Genomic DNA, 18,241 nt, shown 5'->3' on the forward strand with positions numbered 1-18,241 from the left:
TATGAAGCTAATCCATTACACCCTCCGCAATTTATTTGTCCCCATATTGGTCATTTTCGCCGCTTGGGGATGTGTTTTCTGCCTTATGATTCTACATGAGGTAGAAGACGAGACGAATGACAGCCTTGAGAACTACAAAGAGATTATCATCCGCTCCGCCTTAGCGGACAGCACATTGCTGAAAGATCATGTGGATATCATGACCCGGTACTACATTCGTGAGGTTCCGGAAAGCGAAGCGAAACTAGATAAGGACGAGTTCTACGATGCTACGGTATACATAGAGATAGAGCAAGAATACGAACCGGTTCGTGCCTTACGCACTTATTTCATGACAAAAGATCGTAAATTCTACGAACTGACGCTGGAGTTATCCACCTTAGAACAAGAAGATATGATCGAGACGATTATCTGGAGCATGGCCGTCTTATATATCGCATTGATAAGTTGCATCTTATTCGTGATCCATCGAGGATTCAAAAGAAGCTTTAAGCCTTTATATAAGCTATTAAGCTGGCTGAAAAGTTTTCAAGTAGGCAAATATAATCCTCCATTAAACAACCCTACACCCATCGAGGAATTTAAGATATTAAACGAGACCGTTCAAGAAAGCGTCAACCAGAGTGACAAGCTATACAACAAACAAAGACATTTCGTAGAGAATGCCGCCCACGAGTTACAAACTCCATTGGCCGTATGCATGAACAAATTAGAATTATTAAGCGAACATCCAGATTGCACGGAAGATCAACTGAAAGAGATCGCTGGCTTGCATCAAGCGTTGAACGGCATCATCCGGTTGAATAAATCCCTCCTATTACTTTCTCGGATAGATAACAAACAATTCCCCGAGACCCGGGATATTTGCCTAAATCATCTTATCCATAAGATATTAGAAGGAATTAATGACATATACGAAAGAAAAGCTCTCCACTTACGAGTTTCAGAAAAAGAGAGTTTGGTATGCACCATGAATGAATCGCTGGCCACTACGTTAATCACCAATCTCATTAAAAACGCCTATGTCCATAATTACGAGAAAGGGGATATAGGAATCACGATCTCTCGCCGTATGCTTACGATCGCAAATACGGGAATCGACAAAACCCTTGATAAGGAATTATTATTTGCCCGTTTTGCCAGCCAAAGCAAACAACAAGAATCGACGGGCCTTGGGTTGGCCATTGTCAAATCAATAGTCGATCTATATTCGATCCGGATAGATTACCAATACGCAAATGGTATGCATACATTCACATTATTATTCTATTAACGGCCGAAATTCCCAATTTTTTCCAAAATGCATCCTTTTCTTTGCGGTATAATAAAAAACAAGGCATATGAAAAGGATCAATTATTTACTGATAGTCTTATCATTATTATCTGTCATGGCTTGTGCCGGCAACGATAAGATCACGAGTGACACCAACGTATTGCCGGTTTCCAGCCGCCAATTCATATCGGATCATTTTAAGGACATCCCGGTATCGCATATCCAAATAGAGAAAAATCTGATCCGGATTAGCAGTTACGACGTGATCCTCACGGACGGGACCAATGTTGAGTTTAACCATAAAGGAGAATGGAAAGAGATTAAACGGCATGGGCTCCCTATCCCGCAAGCGATCATTCCGGAGGTAATACAAGACCTTATCAAGAAAAACTATTCATCGAATAAGGTTGTTAAAATAGAAAAAGAGATACGGGATTATGAGATAAAGCTAGATAACGGTCTTGAGATGACATTCGACTTAAAAGGGAACTTGATTGATATCGATGACTAATAGACACTCTAAGATAAGTATTAATATATTTTTAATTAAAATCAATCGTATGAAAACAAAAGCATTCATAATGGCAACTTTGGTTTGCAGCTCATTCGTATTCATGTCATGTGATGACGATGATGACAAATTCACACCTGAGAGTATTGTAACAAAAGCCTTTGACACAAAATATCCGGATGCGCAACGTGTCAGTTGGGAGAACGAGGCAGGCTATGTCAAAGCAGAATTTTACACCGGTTCATATGAGGCTGAAGCGTGGTTTGATCCGCAAGGCAACTGGATGCTGACAGAGACCGATCTTCCTTACAAGGCTTTGCCCCAAACCGTAAAAAACAGTTTCGAGGCAAGCCTATACGCTAAATGGAAGATAGACGATGTAGATATGCTAGAACGTCCGGACGCTGGTACCATTTACGTTCTCGACGTTGAAAATGGCGAGCAAGATGCAGACCTACATTATACGGAAGGCGGTATTCTCATCAAGGAAGTAACCGATGGTAACGGCGACAACGAGCATCGTCCCTCCGTTACCCCCAGCGCTATTAAGGAACTCATTTCAGAGATGTATCCGGGAGCGACAATCCTTGAGATAGATACGGAGGCAAAAGGTACCGAGGTGGATATCCTTCATGAGAATATCCATAAGGAAGTTTGGCTGGATACCCAGAACAAATGGTTATATACAGAGTGGGAAATACGCTCTTCCCAAGTACCCGATATCGTGATGACCGCATTCAAGGCCTCCGCATATGCCTCTTATCGAATCGATGATATCCATGTCATTCAAAAAGCGGAAGGACTCTCTTATGAGTTCGAGCTGGAGCAAGGAGACCGAGATATAACGATTCTTTTTAATGAAGAAGGGATCTTAGTCTCTCCTACCCATTAAAAAAAGACTCTTTATCGCAGTACTACTGCAACCCACGTGCAGTACTGCAAAGCGGGTTGCAGTAAAACCTCATGAACTATATCGGAGTGGATGGATAAGGAAAGAATTACTGAAAATGATATTTCTGCCACGTATAGACTTTCGGTTCACTGAGATACGGCTCTATTTTCTCACGAGCCTCTTGGCTCAGATACTGAGGAGTCGTATAAATGGCGGTCAAAGTCTGATCATCCGGACTCAATCGATATTGAATTAAATCCATATCCAAATGTGAGGCGGCCTCTTGATAGGCTTCGTCTTTCTTATCCATTCCCTGCTTGATATACCAATCGGAAGTTGGCTGCGTGAATAAATCGGATGTTGCCAAAGGCTCCCAATTGGTCGTGAAAAACTCGATACGGCTATCCGGAACCGGGCCGTTTACCGTAGAGATCATACAAACCACGTAGGTATTGTTTACCAAGGGAAGTAATTTCATCTCTACCGTGCTACGCTCCGTAGTCTGTAGCAAAAGGTAATCGTTCGTTAGCTTTTGCAAGGTAGAAAAGCCATTCATCGTATTTTTCAGCCGGGATTCTTTTCCTGAAGTATAAAGATCCACCAAATCCTTTCGCCAAGCGTGCTCCAATTGAGGAATGTATTGGTCTGGCATCGCCGTGAACACACTTGTCATATCTTGTGCGTTCATTCCCAACGCAAAGACACAGATCAACAACGTAACTATAACTCGTCTCATTATCTAATTTTCTATTTTGTCCCCAAATATAGGAATATCATTCCTAACAACACAAGGAATAAGTCGATCGCCTTGTTCTTTAAGTTTTTTTCATGGAAGAAGATGGCTCCCGCCAAGAATGTCACCAATACGTTACTCCGACGTACCATCGATACGATCGAGATCATGGAATCCGGGAATGTCAAAGCATAAAAGTATACCCAATCCGCCACGCATAAGAATACGGAGATAAAGATGATATTCCATCGCCATTGGAAAGGCGTGCTCTTTTTCCGGTTCGGATACCATAGAAACAACAGGATAAATGACATGATAACACATTGATAGACATTAAACCAGACTTGTACCGTCATTACATCCATACTACGCATCAAATGCTTATCATACAATCCGCTCATCGCCCCGGTCAAGATAGACAGGACCGTGAAGAAGATCCATTTATTATGGGCAAAATGAATCCCCTCTTTCTTCCCCGATGAGGAAAGGAGATAAAAGGAAGCGATAGAAAGCAAGACTCCGACCCATTGAAATAGATTCAGCCGTTCCCCGAACAGAAGCATCGCACCCAGTAATGTAAGCACGGGCTGGCTGGCCTTGATCGGCCCAGTTATCGTCAGCGGCAAATGTTTCAAGGCAAAATACCCCGATATCCAAGAGGATAAGACGATCACCGCTTTTATCAACACCTTCACGTGATCCTCCAGAGAGGCACGGGGTACATACACCATCGTCCCGTCCAAGCAATCCGTATAAAAAGAGAGCAAGATGAACGGGACGAAAATCAAACTGCTTATGAGCGTATTGAAGAATAAAACGGGAATAACGGCATTCCCATTTAACGACATTTTCTTATTGACCTCGTAACAACCTAACAAAAAGGCAGAGAGGAAGGCTAGAGCTAACCACATGATTTAACCCTCCACTGGAAAGAGTTCTTCCGGGTACGTGACGTCTACCAAGAACAGGGCATGTCCCGGCACGGAGGTTCCGGCCTTGCAACGATCCTTTGCCTCAATCACGTTTCGGAAGCCGTCTATCGTTAAACGTCCTCTTCCGACTTCCAATAAAGTACCAACGATCGCACGCACCATATTACGAAGGAAACGGTCTGCACGGATCGTAAACACCCAAATATCCCCTTCTTGCGTCCAACCCGCATGTTGGATATGGCAATTATTCGTCTTTACATCCGTATGCAACTTACTGAAACTCGTAAAATCGATATAATCGAATAAGACCTTACACGCCTCGTTCATCGCCTCGAAATCCAAACGACCGGGAAGCTTATAAACCAGCTCATAATTAAACGGATCTTTCCTGGTCGTAATATAATATTTATAGGTTCGTGAAGTGGCGTCGAAGCGGGCATGCGCTTCCGGTACGACAGGCACGATCTTATAAACGGCGATATCTTTAGGCAGCAGCCTATTTAATTTTTCCGCAAGGAAAGCCAAATCCTCGATCGGTCCTTCCCAATCAAAATGGGCGATCATTAAGCGGGCATGTACACCGGCATCGGTACGGCCGGCCCCCACAATAGGCACGGGCTTACGCATCAAGATGGCCAAGGCCTCCTCTATAGATTGCTGCACCGTCATACCATTCGGCTGGATCTGCCAACCCCGAAAATTCTTTCCGTTATACCCCAGATATATAAAATATCGTCTCACGCTTATACTCTTTACTTTCTCTTTTCTAAAATATGGCACAAAGGTACAGAAATCCAGCCAAGCCGTTGCCTGAATGGACTAAAAAGTTTAATTTTGCATCTTTAACAGCTTCACTTCAAAACTATCTGACATGTTTGAAACATTACTTCAGTCTTCTTATTTTGCCCTGTTTCTGATCATAGCGCTTGGATTCATGCTAGGCCGGATACAGATCAAAGGTCTTTCGCTAGATGTATCGGCAGTTATTTTCATCGCCCTGTTATTCGGTCATTTTGGGGTTATCATACCCAAGGAATTAGGGAATATGGGGTTGGTGTTATTCATCTTTACCATTGGTATCCAAGCGGGCCCCGGATTTTTCGACTCCTTCCGTTCCAAAGGCAAGACACTCATTATCCTGACGTTATTAATTGTCGGTTCGGCATGCCTGACAGGAATCTTATTCAAGTATATCTTGGATATCGATACCCCGAGTATCGTCGGTCTGATCGCCGGGGCATTGACGAGTACGCCCGGTTTGGCGGTAGCGATCGACTCCACGCAATCATCCGCCGCATCCATCGCCTATGGTATCGCTTATCCGTTCGGCGTAATCGGCGTGATCCTTTTCGTGAAACTATTGCCAAAAATGCTTCGCAAGGATTTGATAGCCGAGGCTAAAGTGCTGGAAACCCAAAGGAAAAGCCAATATCCTACATTACATACCGCCGCATTTAAAGTCACGAATAAAAACATCTGCGGAAAGAGTTTGGCTCAATTGCAGGTACGGGCCATGACCGGAGCGGTAGTCTCCCGTATAAAACACGACAATGTCATATCTATGCCAACTCCCCATACCACGCTTAACGAAGGAGATTTACTGAAGGCCGTAGGTAACGACAAAGCCTTGGAGCAACTGACATTATTGTTGGGAGAACGTATCGAGGGAGATCTGCCGTTAAGTGGCGGACAGACCTTGCAATCCCTGTTACTGACCAATAAGAGCATTATCAATAAATCGCTAGGCCATTTAAATTTACAAGGAACTTTCGGTTGTACGGTAACCCGTGTACGTCGAAGCGGAATCGACCTTTCCCCAGAACCTAATTTAGTGTTGAAGTTTGGAGATAAGTTGATGGTCGCCGGCGAGAAAGAAAGCGTAAATGAACTCGCCCAATTCATTGGCAATGACGAGAAACGTCTTTCAGATACGGACTTTTTCCCGATCGCTATGGGTATCGTATTAGGCGTATTGTTTGGAAAATTAAATATATCCTTCTCGGATTCTTTCTCATTCTCTCCGGGACTGACCGGCGGTATCCTTATGGTTGCCTTGGTATTAAGCGCCATCGGAAAAACAGGCCCGATCATTTGGTCTATGTCCGGCTCCGCTAATAACCTGCTTCGCCAATTGGGGTTATTACTATTCCTCTCCGAAGTAGGGACATCTGCCGGTGTAAACCTAGTTTCCACTTTCCAATCAAGCGGTTTAACGTTATTCGGAGTCGGTATCGCTATAACAATGATCCCTATGATCGTAGCTGTATTAGCCGGATATTATTTCTTTAAGATCAACATTCTCGATTTAGTCGGAACAATCGCCGGCGGTATGACCAGTACCCCGGGGCTTGCCGCCGCGGATTCCATGACAGACAGCCCAGCCCCAAGCGTGGCTTATGCGACAGTTTATCCGATAGCGATAGTATTCCTGATCTTGTTTATACAGATGATAGCGAATTTGATTGTCTAAATCTTTATTTATTGAAAAACACAGAATATGAGAAGAAAGAACATGAAAAAAACTGCGGCTTTATTCCTCTTAAGTGTCGGTATAAACTGCATGACCGCACAAGACATCGTGCCTGTGTATGAGTTTGACATCGATGTACAGAATGTAGGTGCGCCTATCCAATCAACTATGTATGGAATCTTCTTCGAGGATATCAATTTCGGGGCAGATGGAGGATTGTATGCGGAACTAATCAAGAACCGCTCCTTCGAGTTTGAGAATCCATGGGGAGGTTGGGAACCTTTCGGTGATGTAAGCATAGCTGAAAAGAATCCCTGTTTCGACAAAAACCCCCATTACGCACCCCTGACTTATGCCGGACAAATCACCGGAACCGGTCTGGAGAACGAAGGCTTCAAAGGTATCGGTATAAAAGCTAATGAAAATTACGACTTTTCCTTATATGCCCGTACCGAGACCAATAACCCGATCAAACTACGTATCGAATTGGTAAATAGAGATAACGATATTTATGAGACACAACACCTAGAGATAAAAGGAAAAGACTGGAAGAAATATTCCGTTATCTTGTCTCCCAAAGCGACCGAGGCTAAATCACGCCTACGCATCACGATGGAAACGGCAGGTACCTTGGATCTGGAACATATCTCCCTTTTTCCGCAAAAGACATTCAACAATCGCACGAACGGCCTACGCCGCGATCTAGCACAAGCGTTGAAAGATCTAAAGCCGGGAATCTTTCGTTTTCCGGGTGGATGTATCGTTGAGGGTACAACCATCGCCACACGCTACCAATGGAAAAATACGGTAGGCCCCGTAGAGAACCGGCCTATCAATATCAACCGGTGGAATTATACATTTCCTCACAAGAAATTCCCGGATTATTATCAATCTTACGGTTTGGGATTCTTTGAGTATTTCCAATTAAGCGAAGATATCGGAGCCGAGCCCTTGCCTGTGTTGAATTGCGGGCTGTCATGCCAGTTTGAGAATGAGGACATGGACCAGCATGTGCCAGTAGATAAATTACAACCTTATATAGACGATGCCTTGGACTTAATCGAATTCGCCAATGGCCCGGTTACCTCCCAATGGGGCAAAATGCGTGCAGATATGGGGCATCCGGCTTCTTTTAATCTGAAATTTATCGCTATCGGTAACGAGCAATGGGGACCGCTATATCCCGAACGCCTCGAGCCGTTCGTGAAAGCCATCCGAGCTAAATATCCGGAGATCAAAATCATCGGTAGTTCCGGTCCCAATTCGGAAGGAAAAGATTTCGAATATCTATGGCCGGAGATGAAACGCTTAAAAGTAGATCTGGTGGATGAACATTTCTATCGCTCACCTGAATGGTTCCTAAATAGTGCCAAACGATATGATTCGTATGATCGGCAAGGTCCCAAAGTGTTCGCCGGTGAATATGCTTGCCACCCGACTAACCGGGAGAATAGCTTCCTGACCGCATTATGCGAGGCTGCGTTTATGACCGGTCTTGAACGGAATGCCGACGTGGTCGAATTATGCACATACGCCCCTTTATTCGCACATGTCGATGCGTGGCAATGGCGCCCGGACTTAATCTGGTTCGACAACCTAAACATCGTGAAAACTCCTAACTACTATGTACAACAATTATACGGGCACAATGCTGGAACAAACGTATTGCCCCTGACGATGAACAAAGAAGCCGTTACCGGGCAAAGCGAGCTATTCGCCACAGCCGCTTTCGACAAAGGCACAAACGAGTTCATCATCAAAATCGTCAATACCAGCATCCAGAGCAAAAAAATCAAATTAAACCTAAACGGAATCTCATCCGGCAAGCATAAAGGAAAGTTGACAGTCTTACATGCCTCAGACCTAGAAGCGAAGAATACATTGGGTAAACCGGAAACAGTCATACCCATTGAATCAGCGGTGGAACTAGAGGCTCCCGCTACTGAAGTCTCCGTCCAACCATTAAGTTTCTTAGTCTATAGGATATCGCTATAATCTATCATACATACGAAAGTTATGAATATTGAAGAGTTTAGGGAATATTGCCTTTCGTTGAATGGTGTTTATGAAAAAATGCCTTTCACGAATGTCCCTGATAAATACAGTCGGGACGTTCTTTGCTTTTATGTAGGAAGTAAATGGTTTTGTTTTGTGAATATCGAAGTATTTGATTTTTGTTGTATTAAATGCGATCCCAATGAGTCGGGTGAATTACAAGCCCGATATTCAGGAATAACACCCGGTTGGCATATGAATAAAAAATACTGGATTAGTATCTATTTTAATCAAGATGTACCCGACAACAAGATCAAAGAGCTTATAAAACAATCCTACGATATCGTATATCAATCTCTTCCTAAAAAGGAAAAAGGGATGTAGATTTTAGCGCAGTTACTCCGTTTATTTTCCATTTGAGAAGGACGTTTGAAAGATTATACGTACATTTGTGAATTCACCTAAACGACTTAAATATGATGCAAACAAATTTACAATTGGACCTTGCCTTCAACTATCTGGAAAATACCGGAACCAACATCTTCCTTACCGGAAAAGCGGGAACAGGAAAGACCACATTCTTGAAAAAACTTAAAGAGACTTCCCCAAAACGGATGATTGTGGTAGCACCTACCGGAGTGGCGGCGATTAACGCGGGAGGGGTAACCATTCACTCCTTCTTTCAGCTACCTTTCGGACCGTATATACCGGGTAGCGAAATGGCCTCCGGGCAAAATAAATCCTATTCTCATAAATTCAGCCGGGATAAGATCAATATCATCCGTAGTATGGACCTGCTCGTTATTGATGAGGTCAGTATGGTACGTGCCGATTTGCTGGACGCTATCAGTGATATGCTACGTCGTTACCGGGATAGGAATAAACCCTTTGGGGGCGTTCAATTATTATTGATCGGAGATTTACAACAATTAGCCCCCGTAGCGAAGGAGGACGAATGGAATTTGTTGAGAGAACATTACGCCTCTCCCTTCTTTTTTGACAGTAAGGCTCTTTCCGAAAGTGATTATCTTTGCATCGAATTAACTCAAGTATATCGCCAAGCGGACGATACGTTCGTACACTTATTGAACAATATCCGGGAAAACCGCTTCGACGAGAATACGCTACACACCTTAAACCAACGTTATATCCCCAATTTTAAACCAAATGACAAAGCGGGTTATATCACACTGACAACCCATAATTATCAAGCCCAGCAAATCAATAACCGGAAATTGCAAGAATTACCCGGCCCGGCTTATACGTATAAGGCAGAGATCAAGGATGACTTTCCGGCTTACTCCTACCCGACCGACGAGGTATTGGAGCTAAAGCAAGACGCTCAAGTCATGTTCGTAAAAAACGACTCTTCCGGCGAAAGACGATATTATAACGGAAAGATCGGCCGAATTGTCTTCATCAGCCCGAGCAAGATTATCGTATCCGACGAATTAGGAAACGATATCACCGTAGACCGGGAGACATGGACAAACGTGAAATATACGATCGACGAGAACACGAAGGATATCACGGAAACAATCGCCGGCTCTTTCAGCCAATACCCACTGAAAACCGCTTGGGCGATCACGATCCATAAAAGCCAAGGCTTGACTTTCGAACATGCCATCATCGACGCATCCGCCGCCTTCTCACACGGACAAGTCTACGTTGCCTTGAGCCGTTGCAAGACATTGGAAGGAATGGTATTGAGTAGCCCGATCACTCGAAACGCCATGATTAGCGATGAGAAGATATTAAGTTATACCTCTTCCCTCTCGGAGCGTCAACCGTGTGAAGACCAACTGCGTCAAGCCCAACAACAGTATTATTTGAGATTGGCAACCGAGCTATTCGACTTCAATCCCGTACAACAAAAGTTGCAATATACATCTTACGCGGCATACACCCATCTGCAAAAACTATACCCGGAATTAAGCAACCAATATCCCCGGGTACGGGATTATTTCCGTTCGGATATAGTAGAAGTAGGCGAACGTTTCTGCCAGCAACTCACCCGTATGATCTCCAGCACGAATCTCTATGATACGGACGAGCATATACAAGACCGCATCCGAAAAGGTTGCGCTTACTTTCTGGAAAAGATCGAGACCTATTGCCTCCCTTTGATAGAGGCTTCCGACGTGGAGATCGACAATAAAGAGGCCCGTAAGGCATTTACATCCGCATTAAAAGCTTTCAGCGATGAGCTTACGATCAAGGTCGCTACATTAAAAGCCTGCCAAGATGGTTTTCGTCTCATCGACTATCTATCCGCCAAGGCTAAAGCGAACATTGAGGAGTCGGCTGTTGCCAGCAAGCGGAAATCGACACGGAAATCGACGGAAGCGGAAAAGATCCCCGTCTCCACGGATGTCTTACATCCTGAGCTATATGCCCGTTTGAAACAATGGAGATACGAGCTTGCCGTAGAAAAGGAGTTGCCTCCTTACACGATCTTGCAACAGAAAGCCTTAATTGGCGTTTGCAACACTTTGCCCACGAACTCGAAAGAACTGTTGAAGATACCCGGAATCGGCAAAAAGATCATAGAGAACTACGGTGAGACCCTATTAGAAATCGTATCTTCCTACTCACCTTCCACGCATGGGAACGGGCTGTGAGATACGGAGACAACTCACGATAGCGGCGACTAAAGCGAAACCGACCGCCACATACATACAAACCGGCATACTATCGGTCGCAGAGGTGACACTAAAGATCAAAGCGACAAATGTCGTCCCCAGCGTTTGCCCCAGCAGTCGTGCCGTACCTTGCATACCGTTCGCCCCACCACTCCGGGAACGAGGGGCGGCCGATATCATCGTACTATTATTCGGGGTCTGGAACAGGCCGAAGCCCATACCGCAAAGCATCAATCGCCAAGCGATGTCCATATTGGTGGGTTGCCCCGGCAATAAAGCCAATAGAAGAAGTCCGGTCGCATACACCACCATTCCGATACCGCCTAACAATCCGGGATGATATTTCTCGATCAGCCTCCCGGCTACCGGAGCGGTCAAGATCGTCGCTACCGGCCAAGGAGTCAACAGCAGCCCCGTCTCCACCTCATTTCTGCCGGCTACATTTTGCAAATAAAAGGGTAATGATACCATCGCCAACAACTGTGCCGTAAATGAAGTAATCGAGGATAATACGGACAAGGCGAATATCGGAATCCGCATCAAGTCCAATGGCAATATCGGAACCTCCTGCCGTAGTTGCCTGCGGATAAAAAATGTTCCGATCACCAATAGAAGAAGAACCTGTAAAGCGATCATTCTCCAGTTCTCATGATGGGCGATGCCTTCCAACGAATAAATCAGCAATCCGAAAGTCAAGGCATTCGAGATTCCACCGATCTTATCAAACTTTCGTTTCGGCCCATCCTTGCAAGGATTTTGAGGCAAAAGAAAATAACCCGTTATAATCGCGCAAATCCCTAAAGGTACGTTGATAGCGAACAACCAATTCCAAGAAGCGACTGATAAGATAGCGCCCGCCAACGACGGCCCGGCAGCAATCGATACCGCCACGACCATGGCATTGATACTCATTCCCCGCCCTATATATTGAGGAGGATAAATAATACGAAGTAAAGCGGTCGTCACGCTCATGATAGCCGAGGCTCCGATCCCTTGCAATATTCTCGCGACCGTCAACATGGCGAAAGACGAGGATAAGGCACAGAATAATGACGTTGAGCAGAATATTGTCGTCCCGATCAAGAAAATCCGCTTATATCCATAAATATCTCCCAAAGCGGAGAACGATAAAAGAGACATCGTAATCGTTAGCTGATAAGCGTTGACAATCCAGATCGTGGAGGAAGGGGATGTCCCGAATTCACGGGACAAGGTAGGAAGCGCCACGTTGACAATCGTGCCGTCCAACACGGACATGATTAATGCCAACGCAACCGCTATTACTGCCCAATAGCGCCTCGGTATAAATCGTATCATATTACATTATTTCTTCAAATCGAAACCCAGCATCATGCCATCGTACTCACTCGCCAACTTATTGATGGCTTTCAAGGTCGTATTGCTAGATATAGAAGAAACCGTGCTCAAGAACTTCAGTAATTTATCCGCGTTAAAAAGCAATGTCAACTCATTACCAGAAAGGACGACATGGGCGGTAAGCGTAGAAACGGTCAGCTTCTTATTACCCACCGTATACCGTAACGTCACCGTTTTATCTTCCGGACTCACCGAGTAAGTACCTTTCAGGCTTCCCCTTTTCAATGCGCTCGTAAACGTACTATCCGAATTAAAGACATAATTAAATACACCTTCCACGATACCTACTTTCTCGCAATATTCCTTCATTTTCTTCTCTGCCTCGGTAGCCGCCAAGCTTCCCGCTACATTCTTCAAGGCATTATCACCTTCCAGTCGCAAGGCAGGATTCACATACATCCAAGTTCCCTGTAAATTCTCGAAAGTCACGGCTTTCCCTCCGGTGACAGAAGTCACGGCGTTCTTTACGGCAGATGAATTTAAGATATCTTTCAAGGACTGTCCCTTCATGTTTCCGGGAATCAACAAAAGGCCGCATACGGCCATCCACATACATAGTAACTTTTTCATCTCTTTGTTTTTTACTCAATTAGAAAAATCGGCCAAAGATACGAATATTATTCATACATTTGTTTTAAATAACTTTATACAAACATACCATGAGAAAGCAAGTCGTACGTATTTGTATGTTACTGGCCTGCGCCTTTGGCTTTATGCAAGGGCAAGCCAGCATCCAGCCTTCTATCGTAAAAGCTACGATAGACGAGCTAATAGCCAAGGACGCTAAGAATCAAGCAGGAATCACGAAGGGTGTCGAGCAAGTAGCCCGCCTCTGGCAAACCTCCGATGGGGATGAGCAAGCGTTTCAAACCTTCTGCCGGGAGAATTATCTATCCGATCCCGCCGAAAAAGACCAAGTTTTCCTCAAGATCAGCGAGTATCTTGAAGGTATCAATGGCAATTTCAACGAGATGGTACTCTGTCTGCAACGAAATTTGAATCTAGATACCGGACCTCTACACGCCATCGACGAGAAATTCGGGTCCTACAGCCCCAGTTCCCACCTAATGGACGATCTATACGCCAACAAGATCGGCTTCATCATCGCCCTCAACTTTCCCCAACTTACTCTCAAGGAGAAAGAGGCGTTAGGTGATGACCGTAAAGCATGGGCCTACGCCCGTCTGGGCGATATGTTTACGGAACGGATACCGGCGGAAGTAAAGCAAGCCGCCGCCGATACGGAAAGTGACGCAGATATTTACATCGCGGATTATAATATCTATATGGGGCATTTACTAACTCCTAAAGGAAAAACCATTTTCCCCTCCGACATGCGCTTACTTTGCCATTGGAACCTTCGCGACGAGATCAAGGCCAATTATAACAAAGGAAAAGAGGGATTGGAAAAACAACGGATGGTATATGAGGTCATGAAGCGAATCATCTCGCAAGAAATCCCGAAAGAGGTGATCAACTCGGATCGTTACGAATGGAACCCGTACGCCAATACGTTATCCCAAGCTGGAAATGAACTAGAAGGTACCCCTGAAAGCCCGGCCCGCTATCAGAAAATGTTGAATAACTTCAACGCCATGCAGCGTATAGACAAATATACGGGAAACACTTATATAGACCGTAAGTTCACGGAAGATATGGAAATAGATGTCAACGATGTAGAAGCCCTGTTCGATCAGTTCCTTTCCGCCCCCGAACTAAAGGAAGTGGGGAAAATCATCTCCAAACGCCTCGGACGCAAACTGGAAGCCTACGATATATGGTACGATGGCTTCAAGGCCCGTAGCAATCTGGACGAGAACAAGCTAAACGAGCAAACCCGTACCCTGTATCCCGATGCGGTAACGATGGAAAAGAAGCTACCGGACATCTTACAGAAACTAGGATTCAGCCCCGATCGTGCCCAATATCTGGCGGATAAGATCGCAGTCGATCCCGCCCGTGGTTCCGGTCATGCGTGGGGAGCCTCCATGAAAGGCCAGCGTTCCCGTTTACGTACCCGTATTCCTTCACAAGGGATGGATTACAAAGGATATAATATCGCCATCCATGAGTTTGGGCACAACGTAGAGCAAACGATCTCATTATATGATGTCGATTATTATATGCTCAACGGAGTTCCCAATACGGCTTTCACCGAAGCGCTGGCCTTTGTCTTCCAGAAAAGAGACCTTGAGTTACTGGGCATAAAAGACGAGAATCCGGAAAAAGAAAAGATGGATATCTTGGATAAGATATGGAGCATGTATGAGATTTGCGGTGTTTCCATGCTGGATATCTCCGTATGGAAATGGATGTACGCACATCCTAACGCTACCGCCGGGGAATTGCAGGAGGCCGTGATCCGTCTTTCCAAGGAAATCTGGAATAAGTATTACGCTCCGGTATTCGGTGTGAAAGACGAGACCGTTCTAGCGATTTACTCCCATATGATCGGTTATCCGCTCTACCTTTCCGCCTACGCTTTCGGACAGATTATCGAGTTCCAACTTGAGAACTACCTCAACGGCAAGGATTTCGCGAATGAGGTTAGCCGTATCTTCAAGCAAGGCCGCCTCACCCCGAATGTGTGGATCAAGCAAGCTACCGGCAACGATCTTACCGTAGATCCGATGTTGGAAGCGCTTCGTAAGGTATTAAAAGACTAAACTACAGACCAAAAGAAAAGCCATCCCGATACCGAGATGGCTTTCTTTATTTATATCAAGAAACTTCCGATTATAACTTGTCGTTAGAACCAAGAACGTTGATGATCTTGTGTTTGTAAAGTTTCTCCATGTTATCACGAGCCGGGCCCAGATATTTACGAGGATCGAATTCAGCCGGTTTCTCAGCGAAAGTCTTGCGGATAGCGGCAGTCATCGCCAAACGAGAGTCTGAGTCGATATTGATCTTACATACAGAAGATTTAGCAGCCTTACGCAACCACTCTTCAGGAATACCGATAGCAGCCTTCAAAGCGCCACCGAATTTGTTGATAGTCTCAACCTCTTCCTGAGGAACAGAAGAAGAACCGTGAAGAACGATAGGGAATCCCGGAAGTTTCTCCATAACAGCGTCCAAAACGTCGAATGCCAATGGAGGAGGAACCATCTTACCTGTAACAGGGTCGATCGTACATTGCTCCGGAGTGAACTTATAAGCACCGTGAGAAGTACCGATTGAGATAGCCAAAGAATCGCAGCCCGTACGAGTAGCGAAGTCGATAACTTCCTCAGGATTGGTATAAGTGTGGTGGTCTGAAGAAACCTCATCCTCAACACCTGCCAATACACCAAGCTCGCCTTCTACAGTTACATCGAATTGATGAGCGTACTCAACAACTTTCTTAGTCAAAGCGATGTTCTCTTCATAAGGAAGGTGAGAACCGTCGATCATTACAGATGAGAAGCCAGAGTCGATACAGCTCTTGCAAGTCTCAAACGTATCACCATGGTCTAAGTGAAGAACGATCTGAGGATTCGGGCAACCTAATTCCTTAGCATATTCAACAGCACCCTGTGCCATGTAACGAAGCAAAGTAGCGTTTGCGTACTGGCGAGCGCCCTTTGAAACTTGCAAAATAACCGGAGATTTTGTCTCTACAGCAGCCTTGATGATAGCCTGCATCTGTTCCATGTTATTGAAGTTGAAAGCAGGGATAGCATATCCGCCCTTGATAGCCTTAGCGAACATTTCTTTTGTGTTCACCAAGCCCAAATCTTTGTAATTTACCATAGTTGTTATTATGTTATTACGTTAATGATTAAAAACTTGCACAAAGATAATCAAGATTCACGACAAATGATGCTTCAAAGCATATAAAATAACACAAAATCAACGCCCTTGAAAAAAATAATACGATTTTCTTTGTTTGTTTGTGGCAAACCCTTACCTTTGCAAGCCAAAATACCGGTTACCAAATATATACAGAGTATAAATTAAAATAGATAATAAAGCAATGAAAAAAGGTATTCATCCTGAAAATTATCGTCCTGTAGTATTTAAGGACATGTCAAACGATGATGTATTCATCACTCGTTCTACTATTAACGCTAAAGAGACGATCGAGATCGACGGCGTAACTTATCCGTTGGTAAAGGTCGAGATCTCTAACACTTCTCACCCGTTCTACACTGGTAAGTCTAAGTTGGTCGATACAGCCGGACGTGTTGATAAGTTCATGAGCCGTTATGGTAACCGTAACAAGAAATAAGATTTCTTTCTTTAAGAAATAAAAAAAGGTCACGATTTGTATCGTGGCCTTTTTTTGTATCTTCGCGGGAGTTAACATAATGAAATATCATGGCAAAAACGAAAGAACAATTACTAAACATCTTGGATCAGTTCCAGTTGGACGAGAAAGTAGTTTCCGCTGAACCATTCGGAAACGGACACATTAATGATACATTGAAAGTGACCAACGAGAAAGGGGAGATCAAATACGTGCTACAGCGTATCAACCATTTAATCTTCACCAATGTGGATATGCTGCAAAATAACATCCATGTGGTTACCACTCATATCCGCAAAAAGCTGGAGGAAAAAGGTGAAACGGATATCGACCGTAAGGTATTAACCTTCTTGCCGACTAAAGACGGGAAAAAATATTATTTCGACGGAGATAGTTATTGGCGGGTATGCCTATTCATCCCTCGCAGCAAAAGCTATGAGGAAGTAACTCCTGAGCTTTCTTATGAGGCTGGCAAAGCGTTCGGTGATTTCCAGACTATGTTGTCCGATATACCCGAGGGTACGCTGGGCGAGACCATCCCGGATTTCCATAATATGGAGTTCCGCTTGCGACAATTCCATGAGGCTGTAGCCGCTAATCCGGCAGGCCGGTTGGAAGAGGTGAAAGATTTGGTAGAGGAGATCGAGAAACGTGCCGAAGCGATGTGCATCCAAGAACGCCTGTACCGTGAGGGCCAATTGAAGAAACGCACGAACCATTGCGATACAAAAGTTAACAATATGATGTTTGACGCTGATAGCGACAAGGTGCTTTGCGTGATCGACTTGGACACCGTGATGCCGGGTTTCGTCCTTTCCGATATCGGCGACTTTATCCGTACCGGAGCCAATACGGGTGCCGAGGACGATGAGAATCTGGATAATGTAAACGTTAATATGGAGATATTCAAAGCCTATACCCGTGGATATATGGAAAAAGCCAAGGCGTTCTTAACTCCTACCGAGATCAAATTGCTACCTTACGGTGGACGCTTATTGACTTATATGCAGACCGTTCGTTTCTTAACCGATTATATCAACGGCGATACCTATTACAAGATCCATAGCCCGAAACATAACTTAATCCGCACAAAAGCCCAATTCAAGCTACTTCAAAGCCTAGAAGCCCATGCGGAAGAGATGGATCAGTTCATGAATCAATGGTTATAATATAAAGTAACTGAGG

The 18,241-nt window shown here is 44.6% G+C and carries 16 protein-coding genes; 10 read left to right on the forward strand and 6 right to left on the reverse strand.

Annotated elements, in window-relative coordinates; translation table 11 throughout:
- Position 1: 1 nt before the first annotated feature.
- The 3 genes from DWX84_RS05380 (at position 2) to DWX84_RS05390 (ending at position 2,676) form a co-directional block, all read left to right on the forward strand.
- Positions 2 to 1,273 (forward strand): HAMP domain-containing sensor histidine kinase, encoded by a 1,272-nt coding sequence (locus DWX84_RS05380; protein WP_005864828.1) that lies wholly within the window; start codon positions 2 to 4, stop codon positions 1,271 to 1,273.
- A 67-nt stretch (positions 1,274 to 1,340) separates the two neighbouring features.
- Entirely contained in the window at positions 1,341 to 1,784 is a 444-nt protein-coding gene (locus DWX84_RS05385) for a PepSY-like domain-containing protein (protein ID WP_005864826.1), read from the forward strand.
- Positions 1,785 to 1,833: 49 nt separating this feature from the next.
- Complete coding sequence (locus DWX84_RS05390) at positions 1,834 to 2,676, forward strand: PepSY-like domain-containing protein (RefSeq protein ID WP_005864824.1); 843 nt, start codon at positions 1,834 to 1,836, stop codon at positions 2,674 to 2,676.
- 106 nt (positions 2,677 to 2,782) lie between these two features.
- Here DWX84_RS05390 and DWX84_RS05395 read toward each other — a convergent pair whose 3' ends face one another.
- The 3 genes from DWX84_RS05395 to truA are packed head-to-tail and all read right to left on the reverse strand — an operon-like array spanning position 2,783 to position 5,082.
- A complete protein-coding gene (locus tag DWX84_RS05395) occupies positions 2,783 to 3,412 on the reverse strand; it encodes a DUF3256 family protein (protein ID WP_005864822.1) in 630 nt (209 codons plus the stop codon).
- Positions 3,413 to 3,423: 11 nt separating this feature from the next.
- Entirely contained in the window at positions 3,424 to 4,320 is an 897-nt protein-coding gene (locus DWX84_RS05400) for a DMT family transporter (protein WP_005864820.1), read from the reverse strand.
- 3 nt (positions 4,321 to 4,323) lie between these two features.
- Positions 4,324 to 5,082, reverse strand: coding sequence for a tRNA pseudouridine(38-40) synthase TruA (gene truA / locus DWX84_RS05405; RefSeq protein WP_005854725.1), 759 nt, complete (start codon positions 5,080 to 5,082; stop codon positions 4,324 to 4,326).
- Between the two features lie 130 nt (positions 5,083 to 5,212).
- Here truA and DWX84_RS05410 point away from each other — a divergent pair, with 130 nt between their 5' ends.
- The 4 genes from DWX84_RS05410 (at position 5,213) to DWX84_RS05425 (ending at position 11,427) form a co-directional block, all read left to right on the forward strand.
- A complete protein-coding gene (locus DWX84_RS05410; RefSeq protein ID WP_121961163.1) occupies positions 5,213 to 6,811 on the forward strand; it encodes an aspartate:alanine exchanger family transporter in 1,599 nt (532 codons plus the stop codon).
- Between the two features lie 27 nt (positions 6,812 to 6,838).
- On the forward strand, positions 6,839 to 8,806 hold the full coding sequence (locus tag DWX84_RS05415; RefSeq protein ID WP_121961162.1) for an alpha-L-arabinofuranosidase C-terminal domain-containing protein: 1,968 nt from the start codon (positions 6,839 to 6,841) through the stop codon (positions 8,804 to 8,806).
- A gap of 21 nt (positions 8,807 to 8,827) precedes the next feature.
- A complete protein-coding gene (locus tag DWX84_RS05420) occupies positions 8,828 to 9,190 on the forward strand; it encodes an MmcQ/YjbR family DNA-binding protein (protein ID WP_121961161.1) in 363 nt (120 codons plus the stop codon).
- 92 nt (positions 9,191 to 9,282) lie between these two features.
- Complete coding sequence (locus DWX84_RS05425) at positions 9,283 to 11,427, forward strand: HRDC domain-containing protein (protein ID WP_121961160.1); 2,145 nt, start codon at positions 9,283 to 9,285, stop codon at positions 11,425 to 11,427.
- Here the strand turns inward: DWX84_RS05425 and DWX84_RS05430 are convergent.
- Complete coding sequence (locus tag DWX84_RS05430; protein WP_057326676.1) at positions 11,398 to 12,765, reverse strand: MFS transporter; 1,368 nt, start codon at positions 12,763 to 12,765, stop codon at positions 11,398 to 11,400. The genes DWX84_RS05425 and DWX84_RS05430 overlap by 30 nt on opposite strands.
- Before the next feature lie 6 nt (positions 12,766 to 12,771).
- On the reverse strand, positions 12,772 to 13,395 hold the full coding sequence (locus DWX84_RS05435) for a DUF4923 family protein (RefSeq protein ID WP_121961159.1): 624 nt from the start codon (positions 13,393 to 13,395) through the stop codon (positions 12,772 to 12,774).
- Positions 13,396 to 13,484: 89 nt separating this feature from the next.
- On the opposite strand from DWX84_RS05435, the gene DWX84_RS05440 reads away from it, so the two are divergent.
- Entirely contained in the window at positions 13,485 to 15,491 is a 2,007-nt protein-coding gene (locus DWX84_RS05440) for a hypothetical protein (RefSeq protein WP_121961158.1), read from the forward strand.
- A 70-nt stretch (positions 15,492 to 15,561) separates the two neighbouring features.
- Here DWX84_RS05440 and DWX84_RS05445 read toward each other — a convergent pair whose 3' ends face one another.
- Positions 15,562 to 16,560 (reverse strand): class II fructose-bisphosphate aldolase, encoded by a 999-nt coding sequence (locus DWX84_RS05445; RefSeq protein ID WP_005854709.1) that lies wholly within the window; start codon positions 16,558 to 16,560, stop codon positions 15,562 to 15,564.
- Positions 16,561 to 16,783: 223 nt separating this feature from the next.
- On the opposite strand from DWX84_RS05445, the gene DWX84_RS05450 reads away from it, so the two are divergent.
- Entirely contained in the window at positions 16,784 to 17,038 is a 255-nt protein-coding gene (locus DWX84_RS05450) for a type B 50S ribosomal protein L31 (RefSeq protein ID WP_005854707.1), read from the forward strand.
- A gap of 89 nt (positions 17,039 to 17,127) precedes the next feature.
- Positions 17,128 to 18,225 carry a phosphotransferase enzyme family protein gene (locus DWX84_RS05455; RefSeq protein WP_005854705.1) on the forward strand — a complete coding sequence of 366 codons (1,098 nt, stop codon included), beginning with the start codon at positions 17,128 to 17,130 and terminating at the stop codon, positions 18,223 to 18,225.
- Positions 18,226 to 18,241: the final 16 nt, after the last annotated feature.

The organism is Parabacteroides sp. AF21-43 (assembly GCF_003635435.1).
Lineage (GTDB): Bacteria > Bacteroidota > Bacteroidia > Bacteroidales > Tannerellaceae > Parabacteroides > Parabacteroides distasonis.

Bases quoted from the DNA above. Each gene is read 5' to 3' on its own strand.
- DWX84_RS05380 (WP_005864828.1), top strand. From the start codon at position 2: ATGAAGCTAATCCATTACACCCTCCGCAATTTATTTGTCCCCATATTG.
- DWX84_RS05385 (WP_005864826.1), top strand. From the start codon at position 1,341: ATGAAAAGGATCAATTATTTACTGATAGTCTTATCATTATTATCTGTC.
- DWX84_RS05390 (WP_005864824.1), top strand. From the start codon at position 1,834: ATGAAAACAAAAGCATTCATAATGGCAACTTTGGTTTGCAGCTCATTC.
- DWX84_RS05395 (WP_005864822.1), bottom strand. From the start codon at position 3,412: ATGAGACGAGTTATAGTTACGTTGTTGATCTGTGTCTTTGCGTTGGGA.
- DWX84_RS05400 (WP_005864820.1), bottom strand. From the start codon at position 4,320: ATGTGGTTAGCTCTAGCCTTCCTCTCTGCCTTTTTGTTAGGTTGTTAC.
- DWX84_RS05410 (WP_121961163.1), top strand. From the start codon at position 5,213: ATGTTTGAAACATTACTTCAGTCTTCTTATTTTGCCCTGTTTCTGATC.
- DWX84_RS05415 (WP_121961162.1), top strand. From the start codon at position 6,839: ATGAGAAGAAAGAACATGAAAAAAACTGCGGCTTTATTCCTCTTAAGT.
- DWX84_RS05420 (WP_121961161.1), top strand. From the start codon at position 8,828: ATGAATATTGAAGAGTTTAGGGAATATTGCCTTTCGTTGAATGGTGTT.
- DWX84_RS05425 (WP_121961160.1), top strand. From the start codon at position 9,283: ATGATGCAAACAAATTTACAATTGGACCTTGCCTTCAACTATCTGGAA.
- DWX84_RS05430 (WP_057326676.1), bottom strand. From the start codon at position 12,765: ATGATACGATTTATACCGAGGCGCTATTGGGCAGTAATAGCGGTTGCG.
- DWX84_RS05435 (WP_121961159.1), bottom strand. From the start codon at position 13,395: ATGAAAAAGTTACTATGTATGTGGATGGCCGTATGCGGCCTTTTGTTG.
- DWX84_RS05440 (WP_121961158.1), top strand. From the start codon at position 13,485: ATGAGAAAGCAAGTCGTACGTATTTGTATGTTACTGGCCTGCGCCTTT.
- DWX84_RS05445 (WP_005854709.1), bottom strand. From the start codon at position 16,560: ATGGTAAATTACAAAGATTTGGGCTTGGTGAACACAAAAGAAATGTTC.
- DWX84_RS05450 (WP_005854707.1), top strand. From the start codon at position 16,784: ATGAAAAAAGGTATTCATCCTGAAAATTATCGTCCTGTAGTATTTAAG.
- DWX84_RS05455 (WP_005854705.1), top strand. From the start codon at position 17,128: ATGGCAAAAACGAAAGAACAATTACTAAACATCTTGGATCAGTTCCAG.